The sequence below is a fragment of the Roseateles sp. genome (assembly GCF_036486225.1).
Taxonomy (GTDB): domain Bacteria; phylum Pseudomonadota; class Gammaproteobacteria; order Burkholderiales; family Burkholderiaceae_C; genus Roseateles.
Genome location: NZ_DASVNZ010000118.1, coordinates 1 through 4038, shown reverse-complemented (window position 1 = coordinate 4038; position 4038 = coordinate 1). Strand labels below are relative to the sequence as shown.

General features: G+C 70.7%; 5 protein-coding genes. 3 read left to right on the top strand and 2 right to left on the bottom strand.

Annotated elements, in window-relative coordinates:
* Both VF536_RS08380 and VF536_RS08375 read left to right on the top strand, forming a co-directional pair.
* The coding region (locus VF536_RS08380; RefSeq protein ID WP_331614368.1) for a TIGR03862 family flavoprotein at positions 1–691 on the top strand (691 nt) is incomplete at its 5' end.
* A gap of 78 nt (positions 692–769) precedes the next feature.
* Complete coding sequence (locus VF536_RS08375; protein WP_331614367.1) at positions 770–1948, top strand: Fic family protein; 1179 nt, start codon at positions 770–772, stop codon at positions 1946–1948.
* 67 nt (positions 1949–2015) lie between these two features.
* On the opposite strand, the gene VF536_RS08370 is transcribed toward VF536_RS08375, so the two are convergent.
* Both VF536_RS08370 and VF536_RS08365 read right to left on the bottom strand, forming a co-directional pair.
* Positions 2016–2666: an NADPH-dependent F420 reductase gene (locus tag VF536_RS08370; RefSeq protein WP_331614366.1), complete on the bottom strand. Its 651-nt coding sequence runs from the start codon at positions 2664–2666 to the stop codon at positions 2016–2018.
* Complete coding sequence (locus VF536_RS08365; protein ID WP_331614365.1) at positions 2663–3523, bottom strand: inositol monophosphatase family protein; 861 nt, start codon at positions 3521–3523, stop codon at positions 2663–2665. The genes VF536_RS08370 and VF536_RS08365 overlap by 4 nt, the downstream gene beginning before the upstream one ends.
* A gap of 100 nt (positions 3524–3623) precedes the next feature.
* Here VF536_RS08365 and VF536_RS08360 point away from each other — a divergent pair.
* Positions 3624–4038 (top strand): LysR family transcriptional regulator (locus tag VF536_RS08360; protein ID WP_331614364.1); only part of this gene is annotated, 415 nt, incomplete at its 3' end.

Genomic DNA, 4038 nt, shown 5'->3' with positions numbered 1-4038 from the left:
CGTGTCGCCGCTGCGGGCCGCCAACTGCGGTTTCGATCTCGGCCCGACGCGTGACGGCGCGGCGCCCGGCTGGTCGCCGTTCTTCGCCGACAAGTTCGCCGGTCAGCCGCTCAAGCCGGTGGCGCTGAGCGCCGAAGGCGTCGACGGTCGGCAGTTCTCGCGTCAGGGCGAGTTCGTCGTGACCGCGACCGGCATCGAAGGCTCGCTGGTCTATGCGGCGTCCGCGCTGCTGCGCGAGAAGATCGAGCGCGACGGCGAGGCGCTCGTGCACCTGGACCTGCTGCCCGGCCGCGACGCGGCCTGGGTGCTGGAGCAGGTCGCCCATCCGCGCGGCTCGCGGTCGCTGTCCTCGCACCTGAAGAGCCGCTTGAACATCGAGGGCCTGAAAGCCGGCCTGTTGCACGAGGCGCTCACGAAGGACGAGTACGCCGACACGGCGACGCTCGCCCGCACGCTGAAGGCACTGCCGCTGTGCCTGCGCGCCGCGCGGCCCGTCGCGGAAGCGATCAGCACCGCGGGCGGAGTGACGATCGAGTCGCTCGACGAGCGGCTGATGCTGAAGGCGCGGCCCGGCGTTTTCGTCGCCGGCGAGATGCTGGATTGGGAAGCGCCGACCGGCGGCTACCTGCTGACCGCGTCGATGGCCAGCGGCCTCGTCGCCGGGGACGGCGCCGCCGCGTACTTGGGCTGACTTGGGCTGAATCGGCCATGAGCCGCATTTGACGAAATACGGCTCACAGAATGAGCCGTAAATGACAAAATGCGGCTCATGACCCGAAAGACAGCCTCGCCGACCTGGATCTGGCAGCGTCCCGACTGGCCGGATTTCCACTACGACGCCCAGACGGTGGCGCCCGATCTGTTCGAGGCCTACGTCATGCACGGCACCGTCGAGGGCAAGGCGATGGCCATCGGCCTGGGTGTGACGAGTCCGGTCGTGCTGGACGTCTTCGCCGACGAGGTCGTCGCGACGGCTGCGATCGAAGGGGAGCGACTGTCCGCGGATGCCGTGCGCTCGTCGGTGCTGCGGCGCATGGGTCTGAGCGAGGAGGGGCCGGTCGACCGTCACGTCGACGGACTCGTCGCGATGATCGCGGACGCGACGACCCACATCGATCAGCCGCTGGACGAGGATCGCCTCTGCCGCTGGCAGGCGGCGCTGTTCCCGACCGGGCTCTCCGGTCTCCAGCGCATCGCCGTGGGGCGCTATCGCGATCACGCGGATCCGATGCAGATCGTCAGCGGACGTCCCGGTCGCGAGGTGGTGCACTACCAGGCGCCCGTCTCGAGCGACGTGCCGGCCGAGATGGCGCGCTTCCTCGCTTGGTTCAACGCCACCACGCCGCGAAAGGGCGTCGCGCTGCCGCTGGGCGGGCCTCGTCTGGATGGACTCGCGCGCGCCGCGATCGCCCATTTCTGGTTCGAGAGCATCCATCCGTTCGAGGACGGCAACGGCCGTGTCGGCCGGGCGCTCATCGACATGGCGATTGCCCAGCATCTCAGGCCGCCGATGCGACTGCACAGTCTGTCCAGGCAACTGTTGACCGCACGCACCGAGTACTACGCGGCCCTGGAAGGTTCGCGCGGCGGCATGGACCTGACCGCGTGGGTGCAATGGTTCGTGCGCCAGTACACCGGCGCCTGCGATGCCGCGAATCACGTCATGGACACCGCCGTCCAGAAGCGCCGCTTCTGGGACACGCACGCCGCCACCGCGCTGGAGGAGCGTCAGCGCAAGGTGCTGCAGCGCCTGCTCGACGACGGCGACGGCGGTTTCCTCGGCGGACTCAACGCCGAGAAGTACATGAAGATGACCGGCGTGTCGAAGGCGACGGCGACCCGCGACCTGTCGGAGATGACCGCGGCCGGCCAACTGCGCGCGCACGGCGTGGGCAAGGCGGTGCGCTACTACATCGACGTGCCGGGATGGACGCACGGCGTCGCGTAGCGCCCTGCGCGCAAGGCGTCCGCCTGGGTCGGAAGCTGGCCGCGCTCAAGCCGCGCTCAAGCCGCGCTCAAGCCGCGACCGTCAACGCGAACGGCTTGAAGCCCTTGGCCGCCACGATGTGCGGCGCCATCAGGATCAGCGCCTCGGTGGCGCGCGCGCTGGCGATGCCGCCGAGATCGAGGATCCACTCGTCCGGCCAGCCCAGCGAGGCCAGCAGCGCCCGCACCTGCGCCTTGGCGTCGGCGTCGTCCCCGCTGAGAAAGGCCTGCGCGGGCGCGCCCAGGCTGCGCGGCGCGGTCATGACGGTGAAGAACATCGTGTTCAAGGCCTTCACGACGCGGGTCTCCGGCAGCGCCGCCTGAAGCCGCTGGGCCAGGCTGCCGTCCGGATACAGCAGCTCGCCCGGCGCGCCGCTGGCCTGGCGCACGGTGGCGTTGGAGACGTCCACCAGCACCTTGTCCCGCAACGGGCCGCGCAGGCTGTTGAGCAGCTCCAGCGCGGTGTGCCCCGGCGTGGCGTGGAAGACCACGGGCGACGCCGCGGCGGCCTCGGCCAGCGTGGCGTGACGCACTGCCGGGCCTTGCCAAGCGGGCGCGCTCGTGGAGAGGCTGCGATGTCCGAGGGTCACGGCGTGCCCGCGATCGGCGAAGGCGCGGGCCAGGTTGGCGCCGACGCGTCCGGCACCGAGGATGCTGACGGGTTGGAGATCGCGGCTCATGCCACTTCTCCCAGCACCTTCAGCGCCTCTCGCTCGATGCCCGGCGCGCAGGCGAGGAAGTCCCGGCTGGCGAAGGACCAGGGCCGGCCTTGCAGGTCGGTCACGGAGCCGCCGGCTTCGGACACCAGCAGCGCGCCGGCCGCCAGTCCGGACCGCACATCGCTGTGCTGCCAGAAGGCGTCGGCCTGTCCGCCCGCGACGAGCCCGAGCTGGAAGGTGGCCGGCACCGTCATCCGCACCACCAGCGCGGCGTTCAGCATCGCCGTCACCGACGCGCCGATCTGCCGGTAGGTCTCGGCGGACTCCCCGGGCCTGGCCTGGCCCGTGGTCACGATGGCTGCCTTCAGCTGGGTCTTGGTGGACGGCCTCAGCGGCACGCCGTTGACGGCGGCGATGCCGCTGCCCCGCACCGCGGTGTAGAGCCGGTCGGCCACGGGTTCGTACACGGCCGTGAGATGCGGCGCGCCGTCGCGCACCAGCGTCGCGCTGATGCCCCATTCGGCCAGGCCATGCACGTGGTTCACATTGCCTTCCACGGCATCGAAGATCCACCAGTCCCCGGCGGGCAGCACGCCGCCTTCGAGTTCGTCGTCGACCCAGCCCGCCGTCGGGAGTGTGCGTTCCAACAGCCCGCGTGCGACGGCGAGCGAAGCGTCGTCGTTGACGTGGATGGCGCGGATCAACTGGTCGAGGTCATCGGGCGTCCGGCTCCGCTTGCTGAAGGTCGCCAGCAGATGGCGGCCGGTGAGGCGGACGGCCGCGACGGTGGCGGCCAGCACGGCGCCGTCGTGCGGGGTGGCGGCGGCGATGTCGGCCAGCCGCTCGGCGGCGCGGTACTCGGTATCGAAGGCGGTCATGGTGAGCTTCGTGATGACGATGGGATCGATTGTTGGCAGCGCGGCGATTAACATCAAATCAATTGAGATCACCGGTGGGTTAACTGAGATGCAACTCGACATGAACCTGCTCGTGGCGCTGGACGCGCTGCTGGACGAGGGCAGCGTCGGCGGCGCGGCCGCCCGCATGCACGTGAGTTCGCCGGCGATGAGCCGCACGCTCGACCGGATCCGCCACATGACGGGCGATGCGATCCTGGTGCGCAACGGTCGCGCGATGACGCCCACGCCGTATGCGCTGGCGATCCAGACGGACGTGCACGACGTGGTGCTGCGGGCACGGACGGTGCTCGCGCGGCAGCGCCGGTTCGACATCGCGCAGGTCGAGCGCACCTTCACGATCCAGTGTCACGACGCGCTGGCGGCGGCGCTCGGGCCGCCGCTGCTCGCCGCGCTGCGCAAGGCCGCACCGCTGGCCGTGCTGCGCATGCCGGCGGAGAGCGCCGCCGACGCGCAGGAGTTGCGGCAGGGCCAGG

What these genes read in the sequence shown, in the direction of transcription:
- VF536_RS08375 (WP_331614367.1), top strand. Translation starts at nt 770, where the DNA reads ATGACCCGAAAGACAGCCTCGCCGACCTGGATCTGGCAGCGTCCCGAC.
- VF536_RS08365 (WP_331614365.1), bottom strand. Translation starts at nt 3,523, where the DNA reads ATGACCGCCTTCGATACCGAGTACCGCGCCGCCGAGCGGCTGGCCGAC.
- VF536_RS08370 (WP_331614366.1), bottom strand. Translation starts at nt 2,666, where the DNA reads ATGAGCCGCGATCTCCAACCCGTCAGCATCCTCGGTGCCGGACGCGTC.